29 protein-coding genes, 1 other RNA gene and 1 pseudogene are annotated in these 26132 nt (G+C 65.0%); 14 read left to right on the top strand and 17 right to left on the bottom strand.

All coding sequences use genetic code 11. The features are described from left to right. Positions 1-48: 48 nt before the first annotated feature. Positions 49-783 carry a ligase-associated DNA damage response endonuclease PdeM gene (gene pdeM, locus DM194_RS07270; protein WP_111066603.1) on the bottom strand — a complete coding sequence of 245 codons (735 nt, stop codon included), beginning with the start codon at positions 781-783 and terminating at the stop codon, positions 49-51. Between the two features lie 127 nt (positions 784-910). Between pdeM and DM194_RS07265 the strand changes: the two genes are divergently transcribed. After that, entirely contained in the window at positions 911-1294 is a 384-nt protein-coding gene (locus DM194_RS07265) for a 2Fe-2S iron-sulfur cluster-binding protein (RefSeq protein ID WP_111066602.1), read from the top strand. Positions 1295-1317: 23 nt separating this feature from the next. Here DM194_RS07265 and DM194_RS07260 read toward each other — a convergent pair whose 3' ends face one another. The 3 genes from DM194_RS07260 to rpsU all read right to left on the bottom strand — a co-directional run bounded on the left by DM194_RS07260 (position 1318) and on the right by rpsU (position 5120). Next, entirely contained in the window at positions 1318-3819 is a 2502-nt protein-coding gene (locus tag DM194_RS07260; protein WP_111066601.1) for a ligase-associated DNA damage response DEXH box helicase, read from the bottom strand. Positions 3820-3879: 60 nt separating this feature from the next. Next, positions 3880-4713 (bottom strand): 3-methyl-2-oxobutanoate hydroxymethyltransferase, encoded by an 834-nt coding sequence (gene panB, locus DM194_RS07255; protein ID WP_111066600.1) that lies wholly within the window; start codon positions 4711-4713, stop codon positions 3880-3882. 203 nt (positions 4714-4916) lie between these two features. After that, positions 4917-5120 (bottom strand): 30S ribosomal protein S21, encoded by a 204-nt coding sequence (rpsU, locus tag DM194_RS07250; protein WP_012974546.1) that lies wholly within the window; start codon positions 5118-5120, stop codon positions 4917-4919. Positions 5121-5323: 203 nt separating this feature from the next. Between rpsU and def the strand changes: the two genes are divergently transcribed. Then, the gene (def, locus tag DM194_RS07245; RefSeq protein ID WP_111066599.1) at positions 5324-5875 is read left to right on the top strand and encodes a peptide deformylase; all 552 of its coding nucleotides are present in this window, start codon (positions 5324-5326) and stop codon (positions 5873-5875) included. Positions 5876-5899: 24 nt separating this feature from the next. After that, positions 5900-6595: a COQ9 family protein gene (locus tag DM194_RS07240; RefSeq protein ID WP_111066598.1), complete on the top strand. Its 696-nt coding sequence runs from the start codon at positions 5900-5902 to the stop codon at positions 6593-6595. Between the two features lie 44 nt (positions 6596-6639). Here DM194_RS07240 and DM194_RS07235 read toward each other — a convergent pair whose 3' ends face one another. From DM194_RS07235 to ssrA, 3 genes are all read right to left on the bottom strand, one after another. Further along, positions 6640-7002: a TfoX/Sxy family protein gene (locus DM194_RS07235; RefSeq protein ID WP_111066597.1), complete on the bottom strand. Its 363-nt coding sequence runs from the start codon at positions 7000-7002 to the stop codon at positions 6640-6642. 12 nt (positions 7003-7014) lie between these two features. Continuing rightward, on the bottom strand, positions 7015-7518 hold the full coding sequence (locus DM194_RS07230) for an SspB family protein (RefSeq protein ID WP_111066596.1): 504 nt from the start codon (positions 7516-7518) through the stop codon (positions 7015-7017). A gap of 77 nt (positions 7519-7595) precedes the next feature. Continuing rightward, positions 7596-7956, bottom strand: a transfer-messenger RNA (tmRNA) gene (ssrA, locus tag DM194_RS07225). A 115-nt stretch (positions 7957-8071) separates the two neighbouring features. Between ssrA and thyX the strand changes: the two genes are divergently transcribed. Beyond that, positions 8072-9013, top strand: a complete 942-nt coding sequence (gene thyX, locus DM194_RS07220; protein WP_111066595.1) for an FAD-dependent thymidylate synthase — start codon at positions 8072-8074, stop codon at positions 9011-9013. A 44-nt stretch (positions 9014-9057) separates the two neighbouring features. Further along, on the top strand, positions 9058-9492 hold the full coding sequence (locus DM194_RS07215; RefSeq protein ID WP_162629980.1) for a tetratricopeptide repeat protein: 435 nt from the start codon (positions 9058-9060) through the stop codon (positions 9490-9492). 153 nt (positions 9493-9645) lie between these two features. On the opposite strand, the gene ruvX is transcribed toward DM194_RS07215, so the two are convergent. Beyond that, positions 9646-10188 (bottom strand): Holliday junction resolvase RuvX, encoded by a 543-nt coding sequence (gene ruvX / locus DM194_RS07210; RefSeq protein ID WP_111066594.1) that lies wholly within the window; start codon positions 10186-10188, stop codon positions 9646-9648. Between the two features lie 76 nt (positions 10189-10264). Between ruvX and DM194_RS07205 the strand changes: the two genes are divergently transcribed. The 3 genes from DM194_RS07205 (at position 10265) to gatA (ending at position 12677) form a co-directional block, all read left to right on the top strand. Beyond that, on the top strand, positions 10265-10807 hold the full coding sequence (locus DM194_RS07205) for a GNAT family N-acetyltransferase (protein WP_111066593.1): 543 nt from the start codon (positions 10265-10267) through the stop codon (positions 10805-10807). Positions 10808-10908: 101 nt separating this feature from the next. After that, positions 10909-11196, top strand: coding sequence for an Asp-tRNA(Asn)/Glu-tRNA(Gln) amidotransferase subunit GatC (gatC, locus tag DM194_RS07200; protein ID WP_014248134.1), 288 nt, complete (start codon positions 10909-10911; stop codon positions 11194-11196). Further along, a complete protein-coding gene (gene gatA, locus DM194_RS07195; protein ID WP_111066592.1) occupies positions 11196-12677 on the top strand; it encodes an Asp-tRNA(Asn)/Glu-tRNA(Gln) amidotransferase subunit GatA in 1482 nt (493 codons plus the stop codon). The genes gatC and gatA overlap by 1 nt, the downstream gene beginning before the upstream one ends. A 135-nt stretch (positions 12678-12812) precedes the next feature. On the opposite strand, the gene DM194_RS07190 is transcribed toward gatA, so the two are convergent. After that, positions 12813-12998, bottom strand: coding sequence for a hypothetical protein (locus tag DM194_RS07190; protein WP_111066591.1), 186 nt, complete (start codon positions 12996-12998; stop codon positions 12813-12815). An 87-nt stretch (positions 12999-13085) separates the two neighbouring features. Further along, positions 13086-13280, bottom strand: a complete 195-nt coding sequence (locus DM194_RS07185; RefSeq protein ID WP_111066590.1) for a hypothetical protein — start codon at positions 13278-13280, stop codon at positions 13086-13088. A gap of 178 nt (positions 13281-13458) precedes the next feature. Here DM194_RS07185 and DM194_RS07180 point away from each other — a divergent pair, with 178 nt between their 5' ends. Next, positions 13459-13752 (top strand): hypothetical protein, encoded by a 294-nt coding sequence (locus DM194_RS07180; protein WP_176581374.1) that lies wholly within the window; start codon positions 13459-13461, stop codon positions 13750-13752. A gap of 198 nt (positions 13753-13950) precedes the next feature. Beyond that, positions 13951-15558, top strand: coding sequence for a DUF6538 domain-containing protein (locus DM194_RS07175; RefSeq protein ID WP_342792435.1), 1608 nt, complete (start codon positions 13951-13953; stop codon positions 15556-15558). Between the two features lie 168 nt (positions 15559-15726). Here DM194_RS07175 and DM194_RS07170 read toward each other — a convergent pair whose 3' ends face one another. Beyond that, the gene (locus tag DM194_RS07170) at positions 15727-16284 is read right to left on the bottom strand and encodes a recombinase family protein (protein WP_111066588.1); all 558 of its coding nucleotides are present in this window, start codon (positions 16282-16284) and stop codon (positions 15727-15729) included. A 351-nt stretch (positions 16285-16635) separates the two neighbouring features. Here DM194_RS07170 and DM194_RS07165 point away from each other — a divergent pair. Together DM194_RS07165 and DM194_RS28615 are read left to right on the top strand one after the other, a co-directional pair. Then, positions 16636-17354, top strand: a pseudogene (locus tag DM194_RS07165) (IS5 family transposase); the annotation flags it as partial. Continuing rightward, positions 17257-18045: a DUF6338 family protein gene (locus DM194_RS28615; protein ID WP_425457282.1), complete on the top strand. Its 789-nt coding sequence runs from the start codon at positions 17257-17259 to the stop codon at positions 18043-18045. The pseudogene DM194_RS07165 and the gene DM194_RS28615, both read left to right, overlap by 98 nt. Positions 18046-18309: 264 nt before the next feature. Here the strand turns inward: DM194_RS28615 and DM194_RS29110 are convergent, their stop codons facing one another. From DM194_RS29110 to DM194_RS07150, 3 genes are all read right to left on the bottom strand, one after another. Beyond that, on the bottom strand, positions 18310-18447 hold the full coding sequence (locus DM194_RS29110; protein WP_162629978.1) for a hypothetical protein: 138 nt from the start codon (positions 18445-18447) through the stop codon (positions 18310-18312). Between the two features lie 94 nt (positions 18448-18541). Beyond that, entirely contained in the window at positions 18542-20173 is a 1632-nt protein-coding gene (locus tag DM194_RS07155; RefSeq protein ID WP_162629977.1) for a hypothetical protein, read from the bottom strand. Positions 20174-20484: 311 nt separating this feature from the next. Then, the gene (locus DM194_RS07150) at positions 20485-21033 is read right to left on the bottom strand and encodes a hypothetical protein (RefSeq protein ID WP_111066585.1); all 549 of its coding nucleotides are present in this window, start codon (positions 21031-21033) and stop codon (positions 20485-20487) included. Between the two features lie 31 nt (positions 21034-21064). Here DM194_RS07150 and istA point away from each other — a divergent pair, with 31 nt between their 5' ends. Further along, complete coding sequence (gene istA, locus DM194_RS07145; protein WP_111066584.1) at positions 21065-22348, top strand: IS21-like element ISAzs30 family transposase; 1284 nt, start codon at positions 21065-21067, stop codon at positions 22346-22348. Then, complete coding sequence (gene istB / locus DM194_RS07140; protein WP_111066583.1) at positions 22348-23220, top strand: IS21-like element ISAzs30 family helper ATPase IstB; 873 nt, start codon at positions 22348-22350, stop codon at positions 23218-23220. Before istA ends, istB begins: the two co-directional genes overlap by 1 nt. 48 nt (positions 23221-23268) lie before the next feature. Here the strand turns inward: istB and DM194_RS07135 are convergent, their stop codons facing one another. From DM194_RS07135 to glnA, 3 genes are all read right to left on the bottom strand, one after another. After that, a complete protein-coding gene (locus tag DM194_RS07135) occupies positions 23269-23523 on the bottom strand; it encodes a DUF3102 domain-containing protein (protein WP_111066582.1) in 255 nt (84 codons plus the stop codon). Between the two features lie 264 nt (positions 23524-23787). Further along, positions 23788-24105, bottom strand: coding sequence for a Bro-N domain-containing protein (locus tag DM194_RS28035; RefSeq protein WP_162629976.1), 318 nt, complete (start codon positions 24103-24105; stop codon positions 23788-23790). Between the two features lie 469 nt (positions 24106-24574). Further along, positions 24575-25984, bottom strand: a complete 1410-nt coding sequence (gene glnA, locus DM194_RS07130; protein WP_111066581.1) for a type I glutamate--ammonia ligase — start codon at positions 25982-25984, stop codon at positions 24575-24577. Between the last annotated feature and the right edge of the window lie 148 nt (positions 25985-26132).

The following is a 26132-nucleotide window of genomic DNA, read 5'->3' as shown; positions in this document are numbered from 1 at the left end:
TGCTTCGGAGCACCCGATATAGGCCGCGCTCACGCTTCGGCCAGAGCGTCAGCGCGCACGGTCCGGCGACAAACGGGCGCAGGGGAAACGGTAGATCCGGCCGCGCACCGTCATCAGCACCTCGAACCGCCGCGCCAGCAGCCCGTCGAAGGCGGCATCCAGCACGTTCAGCCCGCCGGTGAAGCTGCCGAAGGCGGGCAGGATCAGTTTGGCGCCGTCATGGGCGAAGCAGCGCTCGCGCACCCGCCGTCCGGCCAGCGCCAGCGCGGCGGCCGGGTGCAGGTGGCCCGACAATTCGCCGACCGCACCAGGCCGCGCCTCGTGGCGGAAGGTGAGGGGGCCGAGGGACAACTCCGCCGCCGCCCGGCCGCCAAGGCCCTGCGGCGGCTCGGGATCGTGGTTGCCGGTGATCCATACCCAATCGGACACGGCGGCGGTCAGGCCGCGCAGCCGTTCCACATCGGCCGGGTCCATCCGCTCCGCCGCGCGGCGGTCGTGGAAGCTGTCGCCCAGGCACAGCACGCGGGCCGGCCGGTCGCGCGCGATCAGCTCCGCCAGCCGGTCCAGCGTCGCCCGCGTGTCGTAGGGCGGCAGCATCCGGCCGCGCGCGGCGAAGGCCGAGCCCTTCTCCAGATGCAGGTCGGCGACGGCGAGGATGGACTCGCCCGGCCACAGCAGCGCGCCCGACGCGTCGGCCAACAGATCGGCGCCGCGGAAGGTCAGGGCGGCGCGGCTGTCATCGCCCTGACAGGCGGAACCGTGAGCTTGGGAGGAAGCTGACAACGTTCGTTTACCGGCGATCATCGGAAAGGGCCAATATCCATGAAATTTCTATGGGCATGATGTTTGCAGCCGTACGTGCCGCCGCCGTGGAGGCATGGCGGATCATAACCATACCCGGAGGATACCCATGGCCACAGTGACGTTCACCGGCCTGAACATGCCCAAGGACCTGACCGTTTACGCGGTCGCCGGCGATACCGGCACTCTGCTGGCGCTGGCGAAGAAGCACGACATTCCGATCCCGTTCCAGTGCCAGGACGGCGAGTGCGGATCCTGCCTCGTCAAGGTGACCTATCTGGACGGCAAGACCCCGATGGCCATCGACCTGACCGAAAAGGAGAAAGTCACCCTGTCCGTCAACGGCAAGCTGAACAGGAGCCTGTTGGAGGCGGCCGAGAACGCCCACCTCCCGCCGCCCTACCGCCTGGCCTGCCAGTTCATCGTCCGTGACGAGACCATTCTCGTCGAGTTCAGCGGCGAGCCGGGCGTGGAGCCGGAACTGCGCAAGTAACCTACGACCGGCATGGGACGGTGTCACAGCGACAACCGTCCCTGCTGCGGGCGCCCCGTTTCCGATTTCGCCGGCCGTGGCGGAGCGAGTTCCGGCATCGCCTCCGCCAGCAGTTCGGCTTCGGCGGCGGCGAGCAGTTCGTCGGTGGCGCTGCCGTCCACCCGCTCGCGCCCGATCTCCAGGATCACCGGCACCGCCAGCGGGGAGATGCGGTCGAGATCCTTGTGGGTGATGCGCCCGCGCACCCGCGCCAGGAAATCGGACAGGCGGCGGATGTCGGTCAGCCCGCCGGCCGCATCGGCCCGCGTCGCCCGCAGCAGCACATGGCCGGGGTCGTGCTTGCGCAGCACGTCATAGATCAGGTCGGAGGAGAAGGTGACCTGCCGCCCGGTCTTCTCCTGTCCCGGATGGCGGCGGTCGATCACCCCGGCGATCAGCGCCACGTTGCGGAAGGTCCGCCGCAGCATCGACGATTCGTCCATCCAGGCTTCCAGGTCGTCGCCCAGCATGTCCTGGTCGAACAGCGCGTCCATGTCCGTCGGCGAGCGCAGCGACCACACCGCCAGCACATAATCGGTGGCGACGAAGCCCAGCGGCCCCAGGCCGAAGCGCTCCATCCGGCGGGTCAGCAGCATGCCCAAGGTCTGGTGCGCGTTCCGCCCCTCGAAGGCATAGGCGACGAGGAAGCGCTTGCCCGCCTTGGGGAAGGTCTCCACCAGCAGCCCGTCGCGGTCGGGCAGGACGGAGCGGTAGCGCTGAAGGCGCAGCCATTCCCGCACATCCTCCGGCAAGCCGTCCCAACGGCGCGGATCGGCCAGCATGGCGCGCACCCGCTCGGCCAGATGGGTGGTCAGCGGCAGCCGCCCGCCGGCATAGGCTGGCACCTTCGGGTCGCCGGTGCCGCCCTTGGCGACCTGCGCCTCCATCTCGCGCACGCCGAGGAATTTCAGCAGCTGGCCGGCGAACAGGAAGGTGTCGCCGGGGGTCAGGCCCTGGATGAAATACTCCTCCACCTCGCCCAGAATCGGGCCGCGGTTCAGGCGGACGCGCAGAAGCGCCTCCTGGGTGATGGTGCCGACATTCATCCGGTACTGGCGCGCCACCGCCGGGCCGGCCGCCGCCATCCGCCCGTCCTCGCGCGGCTTCAGGCGCTGGAAGCGTTCATAGGCGCCGAGCGCATAGCCGCCGGTGGCGACGAAATCCAGCACGTCGTCGAATTCGTCGCGCGTCATCGCGGCATAGGGGGCGGCGGACACCACCTCCTCATACAACTCGTCCGGCAGGAAGGGGGCGGCGCAGGCCATGCCGAGCAGATGCTGTGCCAGCACGTCCAACCCGCCCGGCCGCGGCGCCTCGCCGTCCAGCGTGTGATCGTGGACCGCCTCCAGCGCGGCGCGGCATTCCAGCACCTCGAACCGGTTGGCGGGGACCAGCAGGGCGCGGCTGGGCTCGTCCAGCCGGTGGTTGGCGCGGCCGATGCGCTGGACCAGCCGGCTCGACCCCTTCGGCGCGCCGATCTGCACCACGAGGTCGACCGCCGCCCAGTCGATGCCGAGATCGAGCGAGGAGGTGGCCACCACCGCCCGCAACTCCCCGCGCGCCATGGCGCCCTCGACCTTGCGGCGCTGTTCCACCGCCAATGAGCCGTGGTGCAGCGCGATGGGCAGGTTGTCGTCATTGACCCGCCACAGCGCCTGGAACACCAGCTCCGCCTGGGCGCGGGTGTTGACGAACAGCAGGGTGGTGCGCTGGCGGCGGATGCGTTCGTAGATCTCCTTCATGGCGTGCATCGCCATGTGGCCGGCCCAGGGCACCCGCTCCTGCGAGGTCAGGATCTCCACCTCCGCCTGGGCGCCGCTGCGGCCCAGCACGAGGCGCACGTCGTCGTTCTCGGTCCCGTCATGCCGGCCGTGGCGCGACAGCCAGGCCAGCAGCCGTTCCGGCTCCGCCACCGTGGCCGACAGCCCGACCCGCCGGGCGGCAGGGGCGAGCCGCGACAGCCGCGCCAGCCCCAGCGCCAGCAGGTCGCCGCGCTTGGTGCCGGTCAGCGCATGAAGCTCGTCGATGATGACGCAGCGCAGGTTGCGGAACAGCCGGTCGGCGTCGGTGTAGGACAGCAGCAGCGCCAGGCTTTCCGGCGTCGTCATCAGCATGTGCGGCGGATGGGTGCGCTGGCGCTTGCGCTTGGCCTCCGGCGTGTCGCCGGTGCGCGTCTCCGCCCGGATCGGCAGCCGCATCTCGGCGATCGGCTGTTCCAGATTGCGCTGGATATCGACCGCCAGTGCCTTCAGCGGCGAGATGTAGAGGGTGTGCAGCCCGTCGCGCGGCCGTTCCGCCAGCTCGATCAGCGAGGGCAGGAAACCGGCCAGCGTCTTGCCGCCGCCGGTGGGGGCGATCAGCAGCGCGCTCTCCCTCCGCTCCGCCGCCTCCACCATCGCGACCTGATGCGGGTGCGGTGCCCAGCCGCGCGACCGGAACCAGGCGGCGACGTTGGGCGGGATCGGGGCGGGGGAGGGGACATCCATGGCCGCCGGACTTTACCGGATCGCCAGGAACGGAGGAAGAACGATATATGGGCGGAGGCGTTACGCCGTCGCCGCCTTCTTCATCCCGAAGCAATGCTCCGGTCCCGGGAAGGCGCGGCTGCGCACCTCGGCGGCATAGGCCGCGGCGGCATCGCTCACCGACTCGCCGAGATTGGCGTAGCGCTTGACGAATTTCGGCTGGAAGGCGCCGAACAGGCCGAGCATGTCGTCGGTGACCAGAACCTGCCCGTCGCAGGCCGGCGAGCCGCCGATGCCGATGGTCGGGATCGCCACCTCTTCGGTGATGCGGCGGGCCAGCGCCTCCATCGTGCCTTCGATCACCAGGGTGAAGGCGCCGGCGTCGGCGATGGCGCGGGCATCGGCGGCGATCCGCTCCGCCGCCTCGGCGTCGCGGCCGACGGCCTTGTAGCCGCCCAGCGTGTTCACGGATTGCGGCGTCAGCCCGACATGGCCCATCACCGGGATGCCGCGGGCGGTCAGGAAGGCCACCGTCTCCGCCATCTCCAGCCCGCCTTCCAGCTTGACCGCCTGGGCGCCGGTCTCCGCCATCACGCGCGCGGAGGCGCGGAAGGCCGCCTCCTTGCTTTCCTGATAGCTGCCGAAGGGCAGGTCGACCACGACGCAGGCGCGCTCCGACCCGCGGACCACGGCGGCGCCATGGGCGATCATCATGTCCAGCGTCACCGGCAGCGTGCTGTCCAGCCCGTAGACCACCATGCCCAGCGAGTCGCCGACCAGCAGCAGATCGACATGCGGGTCGAGCAGCCGGGCCACCGGCGCGGTGTAGGCGGTCAGGCAGACGATGGGCTCGCCTCCCTTGCGGGCGCGCAGCGCCGGGACCGACTGGCGGGCGGTGAGGTTGGAAGCACTCATGATCGGGCCTTTCCACGACGGCCGGCGGGTTGGCTCGCTGACCGTTCAATACGCTTGCCCGACGTACAATGCGGGCGAAGCGAAATGGCGCAGATACACCAAAACCGCCCACGCGAAGATCGCGGGACGGTCGGGTGCAAGACACAAGGGGTCTTGGGCGCGCATCACACGCGCCCTTCGCAGTCGCTAAGAGCGACCGACGATTAGTAGCCCTCGCGTTCCATCCGCTTGCGGAGCAGCTTGCGGGTGCGACGCACCGCTTCAGCCTTCTCACGCGCGCGCTTCTCCGAGGGCTTCTCGTAGTTGCGGCGCAGCTTCATTTCACGGAAAATGCCCTCGCGCTGCATCTTCTTCTTGAGCGCGCGGAGGGCCTGATCGACGTTGTTATCTCGGACCAGAACTTGCACGTTTACCGTCACCCTTCCAAGTGTGCCGTGTTGCGCAAAGGCAACAAATAGGTATGCGCGGCAGGCGCACCCCTTGTGTGGGCGCAGTGTGTAGCACGCCCTATCGCCTTTGTGAAGGGGAGTCTTCGGCCTGCAAGCATAAGCGGGGCCGGAGCCATAGGAATCGGTTGCTCCGGCCGCATCCGCACTCCAGATATAGCGCCATGCCAGTGCTTCCAATCGCCCGGATGGGCAATCCCGTGCTCCGCAAGATCGCGGAGCCCATCGCCGATCCCACCGACCCTGCCGTCGCCCGGCTGGCGGCGGACATGATCGCCACCATGCTGGATGTCCCCGGAGTCGGTCTGGCCGCGCCCCAGGTATCGGTGTCGCGCCGGATCATCGTCTTCCGGGTTCCCGCCGACCGCGGCGAGGGGGAGGAGGTGGCGAGCACCGTCCTGGTCAACCCGGAGATCGAGCCGTTGTCCGAAGACATGGTCCTGGGCTGGGAGGGCTGCCTGTCGATTCCGGGGCTGCGCGGCCTGGTTCCGCGCCACGCGCGCATCCGCTATCGCGGATATGGCCTGGACGGCAGCCGGATCGAACGCGAAGCGGGCGGTTTCCATGCCCGTGTGGTCCAGCACGAGGTCGACCACCTGGATGGCGTGCTCTATCTTGATCGCATGGACGATCTGCGGCTCCTCGTCTGCACCGAGGAGATGCATCATATCAACGCCGCGCTTGCAGCGGCCAAGGAAGCGCCGTCCCGGATCTGAGGGCGGACGCAGGGAGAGTCGGCTATGAGCATCGACACGCTTCGCGACGAGATTCTGGTGGCGAGCCTGCCCAATGTGGTGTTCGACGGCTGGAGCCTGCAGGCCCTGCGCGACGGCACCCAGATGGCCGGCCACGAGCCTTTCGCCTTGCTGCGGGCCTTCCCCGGCGGCGTGACCGACGCGGTGGAGCATTTCGCCGACTGGACCGACCGTCAGATGCTCGACCGGCTGGAAGCCCAGCCGCTGGCCGAGATGAAGGTGCGCGAGCGCATCTCTCTCGCCGTCCGCACCTATTTCGACGTGCTGGAGCCCTACCGCGAGGCGAAGCGCCGCCAGCTCTCCTATCTGGCCATGCCGCAGAATGTGGCGCTCGGCCTGCGGCTGCTCTACCGCACGGTGGACGCCATGTGGTTCGCCGCCGGCGACACCTCCACCGACTACAACCACTATACAAAGCGGGCGCTGCTGTCGGCGGTGGTCAGCTCCTCCACCTTCTACTGGCTGGACGACAAGTCGGAAGGGCATGTGGAGACCCGCGCCTTCATCGACCGCCGTCTGGCCGACGTGATGGCGGTGGGCAAGGCGACCTCGTCGGTCGGCAGGATCGGCTCGATGCTGAACCTCTTCCCCAACCCCCTGCGCTTCGCCCGCCAGATGCGCCAGCGCACCAACGGCGCCCAGGCCAGCAACGCGACGGTGCATATGGCGGAGAACATCTGAGGGGGAGGCGTGATTCGCCCTCTCCCGGAATGGGAGAGGGTATTCTACTTCCGCTTCGACTTCGCCGCCTTCTTCGCGGCGGCCCGCAAAGCCGCCTCGAACCCCGACCGTGCCCAGGGCAGCAGTTCGTCGCGGTCGTCCAGGGCCGAGTCGGGCGGGGGATAGTAGGACAGGGTGGTCGGCTTGTCCGGCATCGGCCGGAAGGGCTCCAGGCCCAACTGCGCAAACGACAGGCGGTTAACGTCGTCCGCCTTGACATACAGCGTCTCGTCCGCGACCAGCGCGAAGGTCAGCCCGTCAATGGACAGGCCATAGCCGCCGAACATGCGGCGCGCCCGCAAGTCACCCAGCGGCGCCATCATCTCGCAGAGCGTGGCGACATACTCGCTGGGCGGCCGGGCGGGCATCCGTGGGAGAGGTTACTTCTTGCGGAAGGCGTCCAGAGCGACGACCTCGCCGCGCTTCGGCTCCTCGGCCGGGGCGGCTTCCTCCTCCTCCTCCTTTTCCTCGACCCGCTCGGCGGCGGCGCGGGTCGGCATGGAGGAGACCTCCGCCGACTCGGCGGCGGCCAGCGGCTGGAACTGCAGCGCGAAATTCACCGACGGGTCGGCGAAGGTGGTGATGGCCGCGAAGGGGATCACCAGCCGCTCATGCACATTGTTGAAGCTCAGCGTCACCTCGAAATGATCGTCCGTGACGTCCAGACCGTAGTACTGGAACTGCAGGACGATGGTCATCTCGTTGGGATACTGGGACGCCAGGTAGTCCGGGATGTCGACGCCGGGAAAACCGGTGCGGAAGGTCAGGTAGAAATGGTGATTGCCCGGCAGGCCGCTCTCGGCAACCTCGGTCAGCGCGTCGCGGACAACGCCGCGCAACGCGGTCTCGACCATGCGGTCATAGCGGAGCTGCTCTTTCGGCATGCTTGGGCTGGTCCCTGATAACGCGATCGGTCTGGCGTTCCGTCGGCGGAAAGGCCGGTTGCGGACGCTTGGAAAGAGGTGTGGGCCTTCTGTTGCTAGGCGGCCCACGGCCCCACCCTTGGGCGCTAACCCGCGGGGATTAGGTTTAGGCTACCAGCCGCCGTTAGGCAGCGAGGCGAGCCTGAGCAACGTTGTCGTTGGCAACTATTGCAACGGCCCGATAACGGCGGAACCATGCCGAGCGAAAACCATGCCTTTACCACGCGTGTCGATCCTATTTCGCCCCCAACGACCCCGGTCAACGAGTCCGGTGTATGGTTGGTGGAGGCGCCGGGTACCGCCCCCGGGTCCACAACGCTTATTCCACAAGGCGTTTATCGCCATAGTCGGCGAACCGACGACGCGAATATAGGCACTCCGATCCGGCAAGGGAAGGGGCTCTGTGACATCATCGCCGAATGCGTTGCGATGACGCGGGCCGGACCGTTCGTTCACCTTTCCCGACAGCCGCATGGTCTGATAAGACAGCCGGCACCGTAACCCCGGAGTCACCATGCCGATCACGCCCGAGCAGCGCGACGAAATCGATCGCCTGCGCGCCGTCACCGCCACCACCCGCCGCGCCACCGTCCCGGCCCTGGAGGAGATCCTCTATCAGCCGCTGGAGGTGCTGGACCACGGCTTCGTCCGCGTCATCGACTATATGGGCGACGACGCGGCGGTCGTGCAGGCGGCGCGCGTGTCCTATGGCAAGGGCACCAAGAAGGTCAGCGAGGATTCCGGGCTCATCAAGTACCTGATGCGCCACCGCCACTCGACCCCGTTCGAGATGTGCGAGATCAAGTTCCATGTGAAGCTGCCGATCTTCGTCGCCCGCCAGTGGATCCGCCACCGCACCGCGAACGTGAACGAATATTCGGCCCGCTATTCCATCCTCGACCGCGAGTTCTACGTGCCGGCGCCGGAACAGCTGGGCGCCCAGGCCGTGGTCAACCGCCAGGGCCGTGGCGACGTGCTGGAGGGCGAGGAGGCCGCCGACGTCATGCGGCTGCTGCGCGAGGACTCGGAGCGCGCCTACAGCCATTATGAAGAGATGCTGAACCACCGCGAGGACGGCAGCGTCATCGACCCGTCCCGCCAGGGGCTGGCGCGCGAACTGGCGCGGATGAACCTGTCGCTGAACTATTACACGCAATGGTACTGGAAGGTCGATCTCCACAACCTCCTGCATTTTCTGTCGCTGCGCGCCGACAGCCACGCCCAATATGAAATCCGCGTCTATGCCGAGGCGATGCTCGACGTGGTGAAGCGCTGGGTTCCGGCGGTCTATGAATCCTTCACCGAATACCGCATGGGCGGCGCCCACCTGTCGCGCACCGGCCTGGACGTGGTGAAGCGCCTGCTGGCCGGCGAACCGGTGACGCAGGAGGCCAGCGGCCTGTCCAAGCGCGAATGGCGCGAGCTGATGGACCAGCTCGGCCGCAGCGAGTCGTAAGGCGCGATTTGAGGAATGGACCCCACAGCAGCGGACTTGAGCCTATGACGCCGGATCAGGCCGAAAGCATCTACCGCCAAGGCCTGATCGCCGCCCAGGCCGGGCGCTGGGCCGAGGCGCAGGAACTGATCGCCCAAGCCATCACGGCCCGGCCGGGCGTTCCCGTCTGGTGGGCCACCTACGGGCTGGTGCTGGAAAGCCAGGGCGATCTGCCCGGCGCGGTGCAGGCCTTCGCCGGGGCGCTGAACCTCGACGGCGATCTTGCCATGGCGATGGACGGCCTGCTGGCGGCGGCGGAGAAGCTGGCCCTTGCCGGCCGCGCCGATCTGGCGGAGGGGTGCTACTGCCGCGCGCTGGCGCTCACCCCCGACACGCCGGCCGCCCTGGTCAAGGCCAGCGCCCTGCTGTTGGTGCAGGGGCTCGACCCGTCGAAACTGCTTCACCGCGCCGCGCTGCTTCAGCCGGACAGCCAAGCCTAAAGCGGATTGCAATCCGCTTTGGAGCGCGACGCTGGTCCCGGCCGCTCATGCGGCCGAAGCCCGACCGGCGAATGAGGCCATATGGATCGAAAGCGAATGCAAATTCGCTTTAACTGAACGCGGGGCCCGATTGAACGGGGGGCGGGACCGGTTTCAGTCCCGGCCGTCGTAATCGTCGTCCCGGTCGTCCTCTTCCTCCGCTTCGGCGGCGAGGCGGCGCTGGTTCGCCAGCATGTCGAGCGCACCCTGCAGGATGTAGGCGGCGGCCATCTTGTCCACCACCTCGTCGCGGCGCTTGCGGGTCATGTCGGCCTCGCCGATCATGAAGCGTTCGACGGCGGAGGTGGACAGCCGTTCGTCCCAGAAGGCGATCTCCGCCTCCCAGCCCAGCAGGTCGGGGCGTTCCAGCAGATTCTTGGCGAAGGCGCGCACCGATTCGGCCCGCGGCCCTTCCGTCCCGTCCATGTTCAGCGGCAGCCCGACCACCAGGCCGCCGATGCCGTAGTCGCGGATGGTCTTGCCAAGCTCGCGCGCGTCCTGGGTGAATTTGGTCCGCTTCAGCGTACCGATCGGGGATGCGACGATCAGTCCCGGATCGGCAACCGCCAGCCCGACGGTCTTGGTGCCGACGTCAAGGCCAAGCAGGCGCTGGTTTTTGCCCAGGCGGGCGGCGAGTTCGGAGAGGGTGTGGATCATGCCCCGACCATAGGGCCGCAGCCTTGTCACCGCAAGATCGCTTGAGTTGTTGTTCTGGATACTTATTCTTCTAAATATGAGCAGCGCACCGCCCCCGCCCAACCTGTCGCACCGGCCGCTCGCCGACGGCGACATCCCGACCATCTGCGGATTTCCCCGCAGCGCCGAAGAACTGTATTTCCTGTTCCCGCGCGCGGTCTGGCCGCTGACCCCGGATCAGGTCCGCGCCACGCTCGCCACCCGCCGCGACCCGACCGTCGTGACCCTGTGCGAAAACGGGCGGGAGAGGGTGGTCGGCTATGCCAACTACGCGACCTTCGAGGATGGCCGGACCGCCAGCATCGGCAATGTCAGCGTCGACACCACCCTGCGCCGCCGCGGCATCGCCGAATTTCTGGTGCGGACGATGATCGCGCGCGCCTTCGATCACTACCGCCTGCCCGAACTGACCCTCTACTGCTTCAACACCAACACGCCGGCCCTGCTGCTCTATGCCAAGCTCGGCCTGACGCCGATTTCGCTGGAGACGCGGGTGACGCCCTGGGGCGACCCGATCGCCCTGTTAAAGCTGCGCCTGGACCCTGCCGGCTGGCGCTCCGCCGCCCCGATTGCCGCCTGAACGGACCCTCTTGCCGGGGCGATGGCCGGAATCGTTGCGGTGTGCGTGCGCGGGTGATAGCTTCGCGGCCGATTTCCAATGTTTTGGAAGAGAGTAGAGGCATGTCGCTCGACAAGGCCACGGTGGCCAAGATCGCGCATCTGGCCCGCATCAAGGTGCCGGACGAGGAACTGGAATCCCTGGCCGGGGAACTGAGCCAGATTCTGACCTTCGTGGAACAGCTCAACGAGGTCGACACGAAGGACGTGCCGCCGATGACCAGCGTGGCCGCGCAGAAGCTGCGCCGCCGCAAGGACGAGGTCACCGACGGCGGTTACGCCGCGCAGGTCCTGTCGAACGGTCCGGAAACGGCCGAAGGCTTCTACGTCGTGCCCAAGGTGGTCGAGTGATGACGGCGCTCACGCATCTGACGATGGCCGAGGCCCTGGACGGCCTCGCCAAGAAGGAGTTCACCGCGGTCGAGCTGACCGAGGCGCATGTGCGCGCGGTCGAGGCCGTGCGTCCCTTCAACATCTTCATCACCGAGACTCCCGACGCCGCCCTGTCGATGGCCAAGGCCAGCGACGAGCGCCGCGCGAAGGGGGAGGCCGGGCCGATGGACGGCCTGCCCATCGCGGTGAAGGATTTGTTCTGCACCAAGGGTGTCGCCACCACGGCCGGCAGCCACATCCTGGACGGCTTCAAGCCGGAATATGAATCCACGGTCACCTCCCAGCTGTGGCGCGACGGCGCCGTCATGCTGGGCAAGGTGAACCTGGACGAGTTCGCCATGGGCTCCGCCACCATCACCGCCCATCAGGGCGAGACGGTCAGCCCGTGGAGCCCCGGCGCGCCCGGCGCCTGGGAGAAGAAGATCGTCTCCGGCGGTTCGTCGGGCGGTTCGGCCGCGGTCATCGCCGCGCGCGCCGCGCTGGGCGCCACCGGCACCGATACCGGCGGCTCGATCCGCCAGCCGGCCGGCTACACCGGCACCGTCGGCATCAAGCCGACCTACGGCCGCTGCTCGCGCTGGGGCATCGTCGCCTACGCCTCCTCGCTGGACCAGGCCGGGCCGATGACCCGCACGGTCGAGGATGCGGCGATCATGCTGCGTTCCATGTGCGGTTTCGACCCGAAGGACTCCACCTCCGTCGACATGCCGGTGCCGGATTTCCGCGCCGCGCTGACCGGGGACATCCGCGGCCTGCGCGTCGGCATTCCGAAGGAATACCGGGTGGAGGGCCTGTCGGCGGAGATCGCCGCGCTGTGGGACCAGGGCATCGCCTGGCTGAAGGAGGCCGGCGCCGAGCCGGTCGAGGTCAGCCTGCCGCACACCAAATACGCTCTGGCCGCCTATTACATCATCGCCCCGGCCGAGGCGTCGTCCAACCTCGCGCGCTATGACGGCGTGCGCTACGGCCTGCGGGTCGAGGGCGGCAACCTCAAGGAGATGTACGAGAACACCCGCGGCGCCGGCTTCGGCAAGGAAGTGCAGCGCCGCATCCTGATCGGCACCTATGTGCTGTCGGCCGGCTATTACGACGCCTATTACAACAAGGCCCGTCAGGTGCGCACGCGCATCAAGTGGGACTTCGACGAGGCGTTCAAGAGCTGCGACGTCATCCTGACGCCGACCGCCCCCAGCACCCCCTTCGCCATCGGCGAGAAGATGGACGATCCGGTGCAGATGTACCTGAACGACGTCTTCACGGTTCCGATCAACCTCGCCGGCCTGCCGGCCATGTCGGTCCCCGCCGGTCTCGGCGCCGACGGCCTGCCGCTCGGCCTGCAGCTGATCGGCCGCCCCTTCGACGAGGAGACGCTGCTGCGCGTCGGCCAGGCCGTCGAGAAGGCCGCCAACTTCACCGCCGTTCCGCCCTTCGTGGCGTGATGCGGGCGACGTGACAGCGAAAAGGGCCGGCCCCCGCGGGAGCCGGCCCTTTTCATTTGCGCGTGGTCGTTTGCGCTTGGGTGTTTGTGAGGGGGCATCGGCCGGCCGGCGCCTATCCGTTACACCCGTCCCGCATCACGCCCCGCCGATCCCCTGCACATAGGTCTCGCCGGTCTTCGGATCGATGTTCTCGCCCGTCCCCGGTGTGCCTGGCGGCGCTTCATCCTTGTCGCCCATCGGCTCGACCGCCGGCTTCACCGGGATCGGCTTGGTTGCCGGGTGGTCGCCTTGCGGCAGGTCGGACCTCGTCTCTTCGGCCATGGCGGCATTCTCCTTCCGGTAGAGGCTTCATCCCCCACCAACAGGCCGGAGGCCCCATTGTCACTCCCCGCCTTACCTTCCTCCGCGCTATTCCGCCGCCTCCAGCGCAACCCGCGCCAGTTCCAGCAGCTTCTTGTCCACCTCCTCCTCGTCATAGCCGGGGGTGTCGGCCAGGGAGTCGCGCAGGCGCATGGTGATGAATTCACCGGTGTGGTGCTTCTCGTAAAGGCGGACGTCGCCCAGCGCCTTGGCGACGCGGTGCAGCCGATCGCGATCCATCATGCCGTCTCCTGTCCAGAGCATTCGTCTCGATTACTGGCGTGGCAACAGCCGGACCGCCACATCATTGCCATGCGTCGAGTTCCCCTTGCGCCGTACTGCGCATGGGTGCCGGAACAGGACGCGTCTCCCGGCCGTCCTTATTGATGGCTGCAATCACCGGCGACTGGGGGACGACTGCATGGACCCGGGACAGGATCATCGGCGGGAACTGCTCACCCGCGTGCGCCATGTGGTGGAGCATTACGAACGCCACAGCACCGCCGGCCCCGCCATCATGCGCGGCGTCCGCTATGACCTTGCGGTACGGGCGACTGATCTGAACGGCGACGGTTGCCTGTTCCCCGCCTGCACCTGCGCGAAGGCCGACTGTGCCGAGCGCAAGGGCTGCACGCCGCCCGATGTCGGCGTCTGGATCGAACAGGCCAAAAAAGAAAACCGCCCGCGGCGCGAACCGGGAGCGGCTTTCGAATGATGCGTGACCAGTCGCGGCGCCCGTTGCCGGACGCCGCGAGGCAACATCAGACCGAGTAGTACATCTTGTACTCGATCGGGTGCGGCATGGTCTCGAAATTATTGGATTTTTCCCACTTCACGGCGTAATCCGCGCCCGCAGGTACACCGGGGAGGTACACCGGAACGGCCTGTCGGCGCCCGTGAGTGAGGGCACCCGGTGCTTCATGTCCAACGTCGGGGCGATGGGTTCAGGTGGCGGCGCAAGGTGCCTGAGTGCCTGCGTTCGCGGTTTGTTAAGCGGGAACTGGTGGTGTCCCTGCGGACCAATGATCGCGCTACGGCCATCGTCAAGGGACGGAGGCTGACCGCGGTTGCCGACAGGTTGTTCGCCAGCGCCATGACCGATACCGCCCTCACCACCGACAGGATCAATGCCATTGCCCGCGATTGGCTGGCGAAGGAACTCGACGCGGCGGAACGCGATTTGGAGAAGGTCAGGGCAGGGGAAACCCTCTATGCCGCCCCCGATCCCGAGATTGAGCCGATCCAGGCCGACTTGACGCTCCTGTCCGACTTGATCGGGGACAGCCGGGAGGCACTGGCCGTCAACAACTATAGGCAGATTGAGGTTGTGGCCGATGAACTCTTGGCCGCAGGCGGGCTGTTGGTGGATCGGGCAAGCGATGCCTATGGGCGGTTCTGCCGCACCCTCCTTCGGGCACAGGTGGAGTTGCTGAACCAGACCAAGGCCCGGCGGGTGGGCGACTATGGGCACCCCGCCCGTGATCCGCTGTTCGCCCTGCCGCCTGCGGCGACTGCCGCAGCCCCGCCGGTTGATCGCACACCCCAATCCATGGCGCTGGCGGAGTTGGTGGAAGTCTACGCCGAAGCGAAGGTAAGGGATGGGGAATGGAAGGGGCGGACCCTCACCAACACCAAGCCGAAGCTGACCCGCTTTGCCGAAATCCTGAACAACAAGGCGGTTGATGACCTCACTCGGGATGATGTCCGTGACTGGCGCGATGCGCTGGCCGATATGGAGTTGTCGAACAACACCATTATCCAGAACTTCAAGTACGTGAACGCGATGCTCAACTGGGCGAAGATCGAGGGGAAATGCACCATCGACAGCCCGTTGAAGGGACTGGCGCCCAAGGCGGATGACGCGGATCGTGACGCCTACACCCCCGCAGACCTGAAGGTGCTGTTTCACTGTCCGCTCTACACCGGCCATTGGCGGGCGGATCGGCGGGAGAGGCCCGGCGGCGTTCTGGTGAAGGACCATAAGTTCTGGCTGCCCCTGATTGCCCTGCATTCGGGCTTGCGGGCTGAAGAGGCGGCGAAGCTGAAGGTGACGGACCTGCGGCAGATCGAGGGCATCTGGTGCTTCTCAGTGGAAGACACCAAGACGGCGGCAGGAACGCGCATCGTCCCGGTGCATCCGCGGCTGATCCGGCTTGGCCTACTGTCCTACCACGAACAGGTGTCCAAGAAGGACGCCGGTCCCCTGTGGCCGGAGATAAAGCCGAGTGCCGATGGGCGCTATAGCGAGAAGTTCTGTGCGTGGTGGTCGCACTTCAGGCACTTGGTCGGGCTTGGCCGCTCCGGTCTGAAGTTCCACAGCTTCCGCCACACCTTCATTTCCAGTTTGCAGGTTGCCGGGGTGCCGGAAACACTCAGCGGCCAGCTTGCCGGCCATGTGGTCAATGTCGGCATCACCTACGGCGTCTATGGCGGAAAGCTACTCTCGGCACCCGAACGCTTGGCGTTGATCGAGAGGTTGGATTTCGGCGTTGACCTCTCGCATCTGGAACCCGCCGGGTGACAAGGGCAGGGGAAAATCTACAGCGGCTCCGCGTGAAGGAAGGAGGGAACAACAACCAAACAACGGTGCTTTAACCCCATTCTGCGAAGTGTGATTTCCAGAGGGGGCGGGGGAGGGCGGGAGTGTCTTCCGGTCCCTTGGGACTCCCACCACCCTGCCGTCCCTGGATCACGCATCGGCCCCAAGGATGCGGTAGACGCTGGCCCTGCCGATCCCGAGTCTCTTGGCTATCTCACTGGCGCCTACGCCCTGCGCCTTCAGGGCCATTACGTCTTCGGCCTTGGCCTGTGCCGTGGGCTTCCTGCCCTTGTATTTCCCTTCCGCCTTGGCCTTGGCGATGCCCTCCCGCTGGCGTTCAAGCATGATGTCCCGCTCAAACTCTGCCACGCCGCTAAGGACGGTCAGCATCAGCTTGCCTGTGGGGGTGCTGGTGTCGATGCCCATGTTCAGGATGCGCAGGGAAGCGCCCTTGGCCTTCAGGGCGTCGAGAATGGTCATCAGGTGGGCGACGGAGCGGGCCAAGCGGTCGAGCTTCGTCACCACCAGGGCATCCCCTTCCCGGATGAAGTCGAGGGCAATGGCAAGCTGTTCCCGGTTCGCCACGTCCACAGAGGACACCTGTTCCTGAAACAGCCTTTCGCACCCTACGGCCTGAAGGTCGCGGACCTGTGCCTCAATGCCCGCCTTCTGGTCGAGGGTGCTTGTACGAGCGTAGCCGATCAACATGGCCTGTTCTGTCCCAAGTGTCTCAATGAACCCTTAGACGTTATCGCCCCGCCGTCCCAAAAAGGCAAGGGGGATTTCATTGGGACGGCTTGGGCGTGGGCGTGAGACGGCTCGCTTGGGCACGGTCTATTGGGAAAATCCTGACTGTTGTCAAACACCTCCATTCGTTGTAAATTTCACGCAAATCCAGCGTATGGGGCGATTATGGGCTTCGCATCCGTTGATATGGTATTTCTGACGCTGGCATTCCTCACGCCTGGGCTGATAATCATCTACGTTCGCTCTCAGTTCGTGACAGGCAGGATACCTAAGAGTGCGTAACAAAACCGGCCAGGAACGGTTGGTAGGGGCATGGCAGCCCCTCTTGTTTCCGACGCCTTGTGGGCGATCATCGAACCGCTGATCCCGCCGGAGCCGCCCAAGCCAAAAGGCGGACGGCCCCGGTTGGACGATCGTGCGGCGCTGACCGGCATCCTATTCGTGCTGCGCACGGGTATTCCTTGGGAGCTTCTGCCGGTGGAGATGGGCTGCGGCTCGGGGATGACCTGCTGGCGGCGTCTGCACGAGTGGCATCGGGCTGGCGTGTGGGAACGGCTGCATCGTGTGCTGCTCGACCGGCTCGGCTATGCCAACGCCATCAACTGGGATCGTGCAGCGGTGGACAGCGCCAGCGTCCCGGCAAAAAGGGGGGTGAGGAGACCGGCCCGAACCCGACGGATCGCGGCAAGCCGGGCTCCAAGCGCCACATCCTCGTCGATGCTAACGGCATCCCGCTCGCCCTGAGGATCTCGCCAGCCAACCGGCACGACAGCAAGCTGCTGGAGGCGCTGGTCGATGCCGTGCCGGCGATCCGCCAGTGTGCGGGCCGGCCCCGGCGCCGCCCGGCCAAGCTGCACGCCGACAAGGGCTACGACTTTGCACACTGCCGGCAGGCGCTGCGCCAACGAGCGATCATTCCGCGGATCGCCCGGCGTGGCGTCGAGAGCAGCGAGCGTCTTGGCCGACACCGATGGGTGGTCGAGCGTACGCTCGCTTGGTTTGCCCGCTTCCGCCGCATCGCCGTCCGCTACGAACGGCGCGCCGACATCTTCACTGCCTTTCACCATATCGCGGCCAGCCTCATCTGCTGGCGCTTCGTCCAGAGATGGTTCTGTTAGGCGCTCTAAGCCAAGCGAGCAAGCATTCACTTACCTTGCACTAAGCGGCCTTAACTATGGCTTATTCTCTCCCCTCATATACGCTGTCCTTTATCTCGACTGGTTTAAATCTCATCAAATAGTTTCGCTGTTTTCCTGGTTTTTTGTCATGTTCATCGGACCATTTACCCTGGCAATTATATCGGCCTATAGCATAAAGCATCACTGGTTTACCAAGGTGGCGCGTAAGTTCGGCCTCAATCCTGTAAATGTATTCCCAACATCGTGGGATCGCAAGTTCTGCCATCAAACAGAAGGATGTTTTGTTATAGTAACTTTAAAGAATGACAGCGAAATTTTCGGGTATTATGGAGTAAATTCATTCTCCTCATCAGAGCCTACTGAGAGAGATATTTACATCGAACAGATGTACGACGTTTCAGATAAAGGAGAGTGGACCGAGGGCCCTTCCGGCAAAGGAATCCTCATCCTTCACAGTGAAATCCGGTGTGTAGAGTTCATCCCTGTAAACGGAGCTAGCGCAGATGATCGAAAAGAAGCCGCCAACCCAGCAGCAGCCCTCACGGCAGCCGGAGTTGATAAAGAAGAGTTACAGCCCGCATGAATCCGTCAAAGGGAGCTTCCAGCCCACGAAAAGCGAAGCTAAGCCTAATCCCCCAAGCGGCGGGAGTGGTGTGAAGAAGCCAAGCAAGTAAAAAAGCGCCCTCTTCTCAAATCAATGGGGAGAGGGCTTTTGTTTTTGAGTACGGAAAATCGCGGCAATAGTGGCAAACCCACTTCACATACTCCACAGTCGAGCCGAGAAGCGCAGGGACAGGGGGCGGTGAGTGCAAAAAGAAAGGGGAGGAACCCGAAGGCCCTCCCTATGTCACCCTGTGCCCACTTGCTGTTCAAGGTACAAACACGCCAGGACCGTTTCCCGGCTGATCCGGGCTTCAGGCTTCTCGCGGTCGATGTACGAGCGGCGGCTAATGCCCAAAGCGTCGGCTGCGGCTGCCTGGGTCATGCCAAGGCGCCCACGCCACGCCTTCAGGTCTTCGGGTGTCCACTTAAGAAACTCTAGGGTGCCTGCTATTAGCCGTTTTCTCCTAAATACATTACTAGAATTGGAAAGAGGTCTTTCGCGATACGCCCCCAACCTCAACAATGCCGAGTTCGTCAAGAGCCTCACTGAAGATCGGATGTTCCCGCACATCCCTGTTGAAATTCTCGGGCTTCATGCCAATTGCCTGCGCAACCTCCTTGAACCGCACCTTAGTGCCTGCCTCGACGGCTTTCGCCATTTCCGACAGGTAGGCAATCGCCTTTGCGACATACCCGGTCAACTTCAGCCCCTCAGGTCGCCACGGCCTCACCGTCGCACCTGGGAACGCTTCCGCAAGCGCCCCTTGGAAGCCATGGCGATTGTTGCCGATGACGTAGGCGTTGGTGGGCGGGCAACCGTCACCCACACAGCGACGCACGGAAGCCCGGCAGAGGGCCTGTAGGAGATGGTGCATCGTCTCCCCCGCCTTCACCTTCGCAAGCGCCTCAGCGCTCACACAAGCGTCGGATGCCCGCTGATCGGCAACGGATCGCTTCAGGGCTTCATACTGTGCGGTGCCATAGAACAGCGTCCCGGCAAGGATCACGTTCGGCCGATCCACGTAGGCGTTGGTTGCAATGTGGTTGCCCCACGTCAGGAAGGCTACGTCCACGTCGGCTCCCTGTAGGTGCTGGCGAATCAGTCGCTCGTAATCTCCGCCGGTTGGATGGGGCTTGTGGACGATAATCAACCAAGGTTCCTGCGGCTTGGTCAGGACCGTGCGGGCGACCTCTTTGCACAGTTCGTCCCCATGCAGGGCGAAGGAGGATTTGCCGCCACCCTTGTCCCATAGATGGACGGTGAGGTTGTCGTACCGCTTCACAGCCGATTGGAGCCTCACCAGCAAGCCACGGGCTTCCATGTCGTCATAGGTGGCCCGGACACGCCCCGACGCATCCAGAATGAGCATGGGGACCATATCGGGCGGAAGGCTGTCCCGGTAATCCACCAAGCTCCAACCATCCCTGTCACCGCATCGGACGTTGGCTGTTCGCCCCGACAGGTGCCACAGATCGGCTGCCGCATCCTTCAGCCTTGTGGGCACCCTCCGCCCCATTGCCCGGTTCACCTTCGGAAGACCGACGCCGAACTCCGCTCCGAAGTCGGGAACGGTGTAGGCGCTGTTGTCGGGTAGCCCCTCGACCTCATCCATCATCGCCTTGATCCGGGCGCGTAGGTCCGGGTTGATGGTGGATAGGGTTTCTAGTAGACCGCCGATGACGTTGGTGTTCAGCACCACGGCACGGGCGGGGAGGAACGACTCATCCCACACCCGAACGGCCCTTGGCTTGCCCTGGTAGAAGAAGGCGGACGCATCGGACAACCGACGCCCCCGCATCCGCTCCAAACGTTGGTGGGTCGTTACCAGCACCTGGGCCTCTTGGGGCACCGGATGACCAAGGGCGTTCAAGGCGGCGTCACTGGTCATGACGGCGACGGCGGTAGGTGGCAGAACCCCGAAAGTGTTCATGCCCTGTAGGAAACTGCGGACCTCTTCCAGCCGACCAAGGCAGATCAGCACCCCAACACCGGCATGGGTGGGGGAGCGGACAAGGTTGCGGACAAAGGCGTAGAGGGCTTGGGTCTTGCCTACCCCTGGGTCCAGGGACGACAGGTAGAGGGTCGGAAGGGCCGTACCGTCCGCCATTGCCTCCATAGCCTTGGCCTGATCGGACAGAGCTTCCCACATTGAGGGGCTGGGGCTATGGCCCACCGAAGTGAAATACTCCTTCAAACAATCAATCGTGATAGTGGAGAGCGAACCACATTCATGGTCCGTAGGGTGCAGCAGTGCATTGTCCGCAGCCGTATTAGCTGGGAGAGCGATAGGTTTCATCGTTTTCCTGTTTGGGATTGTGATTGAAATTAGAGGGGAAGCTTCTGTTTTTATTTAATAGAGGCGTCCCCCTTGTTTTTGCTTCAGCGCTTCAAGTAAAATTTACCTGCCACTTCCAGCGCTTACCAAACACCTTTGAGCCGAAGATCAGTCAGGATACGAAGAAGGTCCTCTTTCGGCGTGTTGGAAAACTGTTCTTCCAATTCCCGGAAAATGGCTTCTCTCTCCTGAAACGCCGAAGCCTGTGCCTTCAGGCATTCTTCAAACGCTCGCTCTTTCTTTTCAACGTCGGTAAGATCGTTGTTCGGACGCAGCTTGTGTGCCTGATTGACAATGGCTTCAGCCGTCATTCCGAACCGCTCGGCTGTCTGGGTCAGCTTGTCCGCCGCTACATCGCGTTCATGCTCCGCCCCCCGCTCGGCAAGAGCATGGATGCGCAGGACGTATTCAGCGTCACGATGAGTGAACTCTGGGGCAGGGTCCTTGGTACGCTTGGTTGCGAACGTCTGAAGGAAGGCGTCAATGCCACCGTCAAAAGTGCGGAGGTCCGCATCTTTTGTCAGTGCCGATTGGATACTCCCCGGAAAGGGCGGCTGAAAATTCCCCAGGCTAACGCAACGGCAGGGCTCCGGGGCGTACGCCCCGGAGCCCTGCGACCGCCCGTCGCCCATGATCACCCTCCGAGGCGGAGGGAGAGGGCCGGTGGTCAGACTTGGGGAACTCGTCATGATTCTCGATCTCGCCCGCGAGGGCCTGTCGGTGTCGGCGATCGCACGCCGCACCGGCCTGGATCGCAAGACCATCCGCAAATACATCGCCCGCGGATTGGAGGCGCCCGCCTACACCCCTCGGCCGGCTCGGCCGACGCTGCTCACACCCTTCGAGCCCTATCTGCGGGAGCGCCTGCGGGCCTTTCCTGATCTCAGCGCCCGCCGCCTGCTGCGGGAACTCAAGGAGCGCGGTTACACCGGCGGCTATACCATCCTGAAAGCGGTGGTTCGTGCCATCCGTCCCACCCCGTCACCGTCCTTCGAGCGTCGCTTCGAGACGCCGCCCGGCAAGCAGGCCCAGGTCGATTTCGCCTTCTTCAAGACGACCTTCACCGACGAGCCCGAGGTGGAGCGGATCGTCTGGCTGTTCTCCATGGTGCTCGGTCACAGCCGCATGATGTGGGCCCGTTTCGTCGCCCGCCAGGACCTGCAAACCGTGCTCCGCTGCCACATCGCCGCCTTCGACAGCTTCGGCGGCGTGCCGGAACAAATCCTCTACGACCGCATGAAAACTGCCGTGCTGGGCGAGATCGAAGACCCCGATCAGCCGACCCAAGGCATCGCCTACAATCCCAAGCTCCTCTCCCTGGCCAGCCACTACGGTTTCCTGCCGAAAGCCTGCAAGCCGTACCGCGCCAAAACCAAAGGCAAAGTCGAACGGCCCTTCCGCTATGTGCGCGAGGACTTCTTCCTGGCCCGCAGCTTCCGCAATCTCGAGGACCTGAACATCCAGTTCACCCAGTGGCTGGATCAGCTCGCCAACCGCCGTCGGCACGCCACCACCCAGCGGGTCGTCGCCGAGCATTTCGCCGAGGAGCGCCCCCACCTCAAGCCGCTGCCGGCCGGCCCCTTCAACAGCGTCCTGGCCCTGGAGCGCCGTGTCACCCGCGACGGCATGGTGTCGGTCGGCGGCAACCTCTACTCCGTGCCGGATTGCACCCGCCGGCGGACGGTGGAGGTGCAGGTCACCGCCGGCACCGTTACCATCCTGGAGGACGGCATAGCCGTCGCATCCCACCCGGCGCTGGAAGGACGAGGCCAGCGGCGCATTGCCACCGGACACCGGACCCAGCCTCCACCGCCCAACAGCCAGACGCCCAGGGAGGTCGCAACGCCCCCGGCACCTCCGCTGCAGGGCGGCACCGTCACGCCCCGCTCGCTGGCCATCTACGACACCATCGGCCGCCACTTGGCCGGCCAGCCGGGGAGCCCGTGATGAGCACCACACCGTTGGAAGCCGGCCCCGCCACCCTCGACCGTATTCGCCAATATCTGGTTGGGCTGAAGATGCCGCGCGCCTTGGAAGCGCTGGAGCACATCCTGCGCCGGCTGGAACGCGGCGAACTCTCCGCCCTGGAGGCCATCGACGCCCTGCTGGGCGAGGAACTGACGCTGCGCGAGGGACGTCGCATCAAGGCGGCCCTGAAGATGGGCCGGCTTCTCTCCATCAAGACGCTCACCGGCTTCGACTTCTCCTTCCAGCCTTCGCTCGACCGCGACAGGATCATGACCTTGGCGCAGCTCGACTTCGTCGACCGGCACGAGGTGGTCCATTTCCTCGGCCAGCCCGGCTGCGGCAAGACGCACCTGGCGCTCGCTCTGGGAGTGGAGGCCGTCAAGGCCGGCCGCTCGGTCTACTTCGCCACCCTGGCCGACATCGTGAGCTCGCTGGCCAAGGCCGAGCGCGAGGGGACCTTGCGGGAACGCCTGCGCTTCTTGTGTCGGCCACAGCTGCTGATCGTCGACGAGATCGGCTACCTGCCGGTGATCCCCGGCGGCGGCAACCTGTTCTTCCAGCTCGTCAACGCCCGCTATGAACGCGGCGCCATGATCCTGACCTCCAACCGCGGCTTTTCCGAATGGGGCGATGTCTTCGGCGGCACCGTCGTCGCTTCCGCCCTGCTGGACCGCCTGCTGCACCATGCCGTGGTGGTGCAAATCGAAGGCGCCAGCTACCGCCTGCGCCGCCACGCCGAACTGATGCCGGACAACAACCGCAGCAGGCCGATCACCGCCCCACCGCCGGCACCACGACGCCGAGGCCGGCCACCGAAAGCGAGGAGCGCCGACACCGAAGCCAATCCATAGCCCTTCAAACCATCTGGGGATTTTTCAACCGACCGTTCTGAGGAAACTTCATTCGGCCTTTACATCTTTGGACAGCTTGGCGACACGCATATAGGCGGTGGCTTGTCGGTAGCTGAGGCGGCAGTGTGCCTGTACCCAATCCTTGAATGTCCCGTGCGGGCACAGGCCCTTGGCCTTCAACAATGCCTCACCGGCCCGCTTTGCCTCCAAGAGCATTCCCTTGGCGTGGTTGTGGGTCTGGGTGTGGGCATCGTTCACTTCGCGGGCCAGGAAAGGCAGGTCTACGGTGATGGTCGGCAGCATGTTTTGGTCCCTCAGAGTGCGTGGTTCTCTAAGGGTGGGGGGATTAATTTGGTCGGTGGCCGAAACGGCTAGGAGTATGCCGACTAATGGTAGTCAGAAAGATTATTGGACGCTATATGTTGCACTCTAAGGCTAAAGAAGAGGCTTCGGACCTTAGGCTCCCTCAGTCACGCCAGCGCCACCAAGGCCGCATTGTCCGCAGCAAGCCGCAGGGCTTCCGCGAAGGTCTGGGGAACCCGAAACGCCGGGGCGGCCTGCACCAGATCACCGCGGCGATACGCGGCGAACACCCGCACCAGGGTTAGCCCGAACCTCCTTCGCCTTTTCCGTCCGGGAGAACATGGCGACTAGAAGGGCCTGTTCCTCGTTCAGATAGTAGGCGGTTCCGGGGCGACCACCGTGGGGACCGGGGGTTATGGGGCGACTCCCCAAAACCCCGAAGCTCTCCAATTCGGCACGGTTCGGCCAGATGATATCTTTGCGAATGTTCGCAGGGACGGCCATACCAAGGGCCGCCGCAAGCTCCGTGTCCAGAACACGGGGTTCACCTTCAACGGTGGTAACGCAAATCAGGTCGTTCATGGTCGCGGGTGTCCTTCGGGAAGCCCGTAGGCGACGCACTGAAGGCCCTTGGTGCTGGCGTGGCTACGTGGGTGCCGGGCTAATGGTGGGTCCGTTGCAGCGAGGGAACCAACACCAACCACTCCAACCTTTAGCTCCCAATTTGCGAACTGCCTTTTCCAAGAGGGGGCGGGGCTGTTGGTTCCATCTGGAGTCCCACACCTCCCTCCCGCTGATCCATGGCCCACCGGGAGCCGCAGCAACGCCCGCTGAGTCGTTCGGGCTGGTGTTTGGCTGTGTCGGTAGCGGTCAGGGCAACCCGCGCCAGGGCACCCCTCCGAAGGCATTCCAGGGTCATGGAACGAAGCGCCAGTAGCCGCAAAGAAAAAAGGCCCCCCGGTTTCCCAGGGAGCCTCTTGACTGGGTACACCGGGCCGGTACACCCTCCGTTTCCGAAGTGATGAAAGGCCCAGTGTTTCCAAGGACCAAATCAAACCGAGTAGTACATTTTGTACTCAATCGGGTGCGGCATGGTCTCGAAGGCCATCATCTCTTCCGTGCGGAGGTCGATGTAGCCGTCGATCATGTCCTGCGTGAAGACGTCGCCCTTGCGCAGGAACTCGTTGTCCTCGCGCAGAGAGTTCAGGGCTTCGCGCAGCGAGCCGCAGACGGTCGGGACCTTGGCCAGCTCTTCCGGCGGCAGGTCGTACAGGTTCTTGTCCATCGCGTCGCCCGGATGGATCTTGTTCTGGATGCCGTCCAGGCCGGCCATCAGCATGGCGGCGAAGGCCAGGTACGGGTTGGCCGACGGATCCGGGAAGCGGACCTCGACGCGCTTGCCCTTCGGCGAGGCGACGTACGGGATGCGGCAGGACGCCGAACGGTTGCGGGCCGAGTAGGCCAGCAGAACCGGGGCCTCATAGCCCGGGACCAGACGCTTGTAGCTGTTGGTCGACGGGTTGGTGAAGGCGTTCAGCGCCTTGGCGTGCTTGATGATGCCGCCGATGTAGTACAGCGCCAGCTCCGACAGGTCGGCGTACTGGTTGCCCGCGAACAGCGGCTGGCCGTCCTTCCAGATCGACTGGTGGCAGTGCATGCCCGAACCGTTGTCGCCGAACACCGGCTTCGGCATGAAGGTGGCCGTCTTGCCGTAGGCGTGGGCGACGTTGTGCACCACGTACTTGTAGTACTGCATGTTGTCCGCGGTGCGGACCAGCGTGTCGAACTTGATGCCCAGTTCGTGCTGGGCGGCGGCCACCTCGTGGTGGTGCTTCTCGACCGGAACGCCCATCTCGGCCAGGACGCTCAGCATCTCGGCGCGCAGGTCGTTGCAGCTGTCGATCGGGGCGACCGGGAAGTAGCCGCCCTTGGTGCCCGGGCGGTGGCCCAGGTTGCCGTCCTCATAGTCCTTGTCGGACGAATAGGCGCCCTCGTCCGAATCGAACTGGTAGGAAACCTTGTTCATCTCGACCGTGTACTTCACGTTGTCGAAGACGAAGAATTCTGCTTCCGGACCGAAGAAGACGGTGTCGCCGATGCCGGCCGACGCGGTGTAGCGCTCGGCGGCCTTGGCGATGCCGCGCGGGCAGCGGTCGTAGGCGCCGCCGGTGGCGGGATCATACACGTCGCAGAGGATGTTCAGCGTCGGCTGGGCGGCGAACGGATCCATGACGGCCGTCGTCGGGTCCAGCTTCAGGATCATGTCCGACTCTTCGATGCCCTTCCAGCCGGCGATCGAGGAACCGTCGAACATGATGCCGTCCTCGAACACATCCTCGTCGATGGTCGAGACGTGCTGGGCCGTGTGGTGCAGCTTGCCGCGCGGGTCGCTGAAGCGCAGGTCCACGTACTTGACGTCGTGTTCCTTGATCAGGTCGAAGACCTTGCTGATGTCGGACATGTCTCTTTTTCCACGCTTTAAGAGGGTTGGATCCCGCTGCGTCAAGCCGCCGCCCCAGCCCGTTCGGGGCATCGGCGGCGGAGGGCGGCGCTCGCGGCGGACGTTATCTCACGCCTTTCTTCCCCGTACAACGCGCCAACCCAAAAAG

It is taken from the genome of Azospirillum ramasamyi (genome assembly GCF_003233655.1).
GTDB lineage: Bacteria > Pseudomonadota > Alphaproteobacteria > Azospirillales > Azospirillaceae > Azospirillum > Azospirillum ramasamyi.
Note: the sequence above shows the minus strand (reverse complement) of the source record. Positions and strands in the feature narration are given on the sequence as shown.

Excerpts from the sequence above, each read along its gene's own strand:
- DM194_RS07265 (WP_111066602.1), top strand. The coding sequence starts at position 911 with ATGGCCACAGTGACGTTCACCGGCCTGAACATGCCCAAGGACCTGACC.
- DM194_RS07260 (WP_111066601.1), bottom strand. The coding sequence starts at position 3,819 with ATGGATGTCCCCTCCCCCGCCCCGATCCCGCCCAACGTCGCCGCCTGG.
- panB (WP_111066600.1), bottom strand. The coding sequence starts at position 4,713 with ATGAGTGCTTCCAACCTCACCGCCCGCCAGTCGGTCCCGGCGCTGCGC.
- def (WP_111066599.1), top strand. The coding sequence starts at position 5,324 with ATGCCAGTGCTTCCAATCGCCCGGATGGGCAATCCCGTGCTCCGCAAG.
- DM194_RS07240 (WP_111066598.1), top strand. The coding sequence starts at position 5,900 with ATGAGCATCGACACGCTTCGCGACGAGATTCTGGTGGCGAGCCTGCCC.
- DM194_RS07235 (WP_111066597.1), bottom strand. The coding sequence starts at position 7,002 with ATGCCCGCCCGGCCGCCCAGCGAGTATGTCGCCACGCTCTGCGAGATG.
- DM194_RS07230 (WP_111066596.1), bottom strand. The coding sequence starts at position 7,518 with ATGCCGAAAGAGCAGCTCCGCTATGACCGCATGGTCGAGACCGCGTTG.
- thyX (WP_111066595.1), top strand. The coding sequence starts at position 8,072 with ATGCCGATCACGCCCGAGCAGCGCGACGAAATCGATCGCCTGCGCGCC.
- DM194_RS07215 (WP_162629980.1), top strand. The coding sequence starts at position 9,058 with ATGACGCCGGATCAGGCCGAAAGCATCTACCGCCAAGGCCTGATCGCC.
- ruvX (WP_111066594.1), bottom strand. The coding sequence starts at position 10,188 with ATGATCCACACCCTCTCCGAACTCGCCGCCCGCCTGGGCAAAAACCAG.
- DM194_RS07205 (WP_111066593.1), top strand. The coding sequence starts at position 10,265 with ATGAGCAGCGCACCGCCCCCGCCCAACCTGTCGCACCGGCCGCTCGCC.
- gatC (WP_014248134.1), top strand. The coding sequence starts at position 10,909 with ATGTCGCTCGACAAGGCCACGGTGGCCAAGATCGCGCATCTGGCCCGC.
- gatA (WP_111066592.1), top strand. The coding sequence starts at position 11,196 with ATGACGGCGCTCACGCATCTGACGATGGCCGAGGCCCTGGACGGCCTC.
- DM194_RS07190 (WP_111066591.1), bottom strand. The coding sequence starts at position 12,998 with ATGGCCGAAGAGACGAGGTCCGACCTGCCGCAAGGCGACCACCCGGCA.
- DM194_RS07185 (WP_111066590.1), bottom strand. The coding sequence starts at position 13,280 with ATGATGGATCGCGATCGGCTGCACCGCGTCGCCAAGGCGCTGGGCGAC.
- DM194_RS07180 (WP_176581374.1), top strand. The coding sequence starts at position 13,459 with ATGGACCCGGGACAGGATCATCGGCGGGAACTGCTCACCCGCGTGCGC.
- DM194_RS07170 (WP_111066588.1), bottom strand. The coding sequence starts at position 16,284 with ATGTTGATCGGCTACGCTCGTACAAGCACCCTCGACCAGAAGGCGGGC.
- DM194_RS29110 (WP_162629978.1), bottom strand. The coding sequence starts at position 18,447 with ATGACCCAGGCAGCCGCAGCCGACGCTTTGGGCATTAGCCGCCGCTCG.
- DM194_RS07155 (WP_162629977.1), bottom strand. The coding sequence starts at position 20,173 with ATGGCGGACGGTACGGCCCTTCCGACCCTCTACCTGTCGTCCCTGGAC.
- DM194_RS07150 (WP_111066585.1), bottom strand. The coding sequence starts at position 21,033 with ATGGGCGACGGGCGGTCGCAGGGCTCCGGGGCGTACGCCCCGGAGCCC.
- istB (WP_111066583.1), top strand. The coding sequence starts at position 22,348 with ATGAGCACCACACCGTTGGAAGCCGGCCCCGCCACCCTCGACCGTATT.
- DM194_RS07135 (WP_111066582.1), bottom strand. The coding sequence starts at position 23,523 with ATGCTGCCGACCATCACCGTAGACCTGCCTTTCCTGGCCCGCGAAGTG.
- DM194_RS28035 (WP_162629976.1), bottom strand. The coding sequence starts at position 24,105 with ATGAACGACCTGATTTGCGTTACCACCGTTGAAGGTGAACCCCGTGTT.
- glnA (WP_111066581.1), bottom strand. The coding sequence starts at position 25,984 with ATGTCCGACATCAGCAAGGTCTTCGACCTGATCAAGGAACACGACGTC.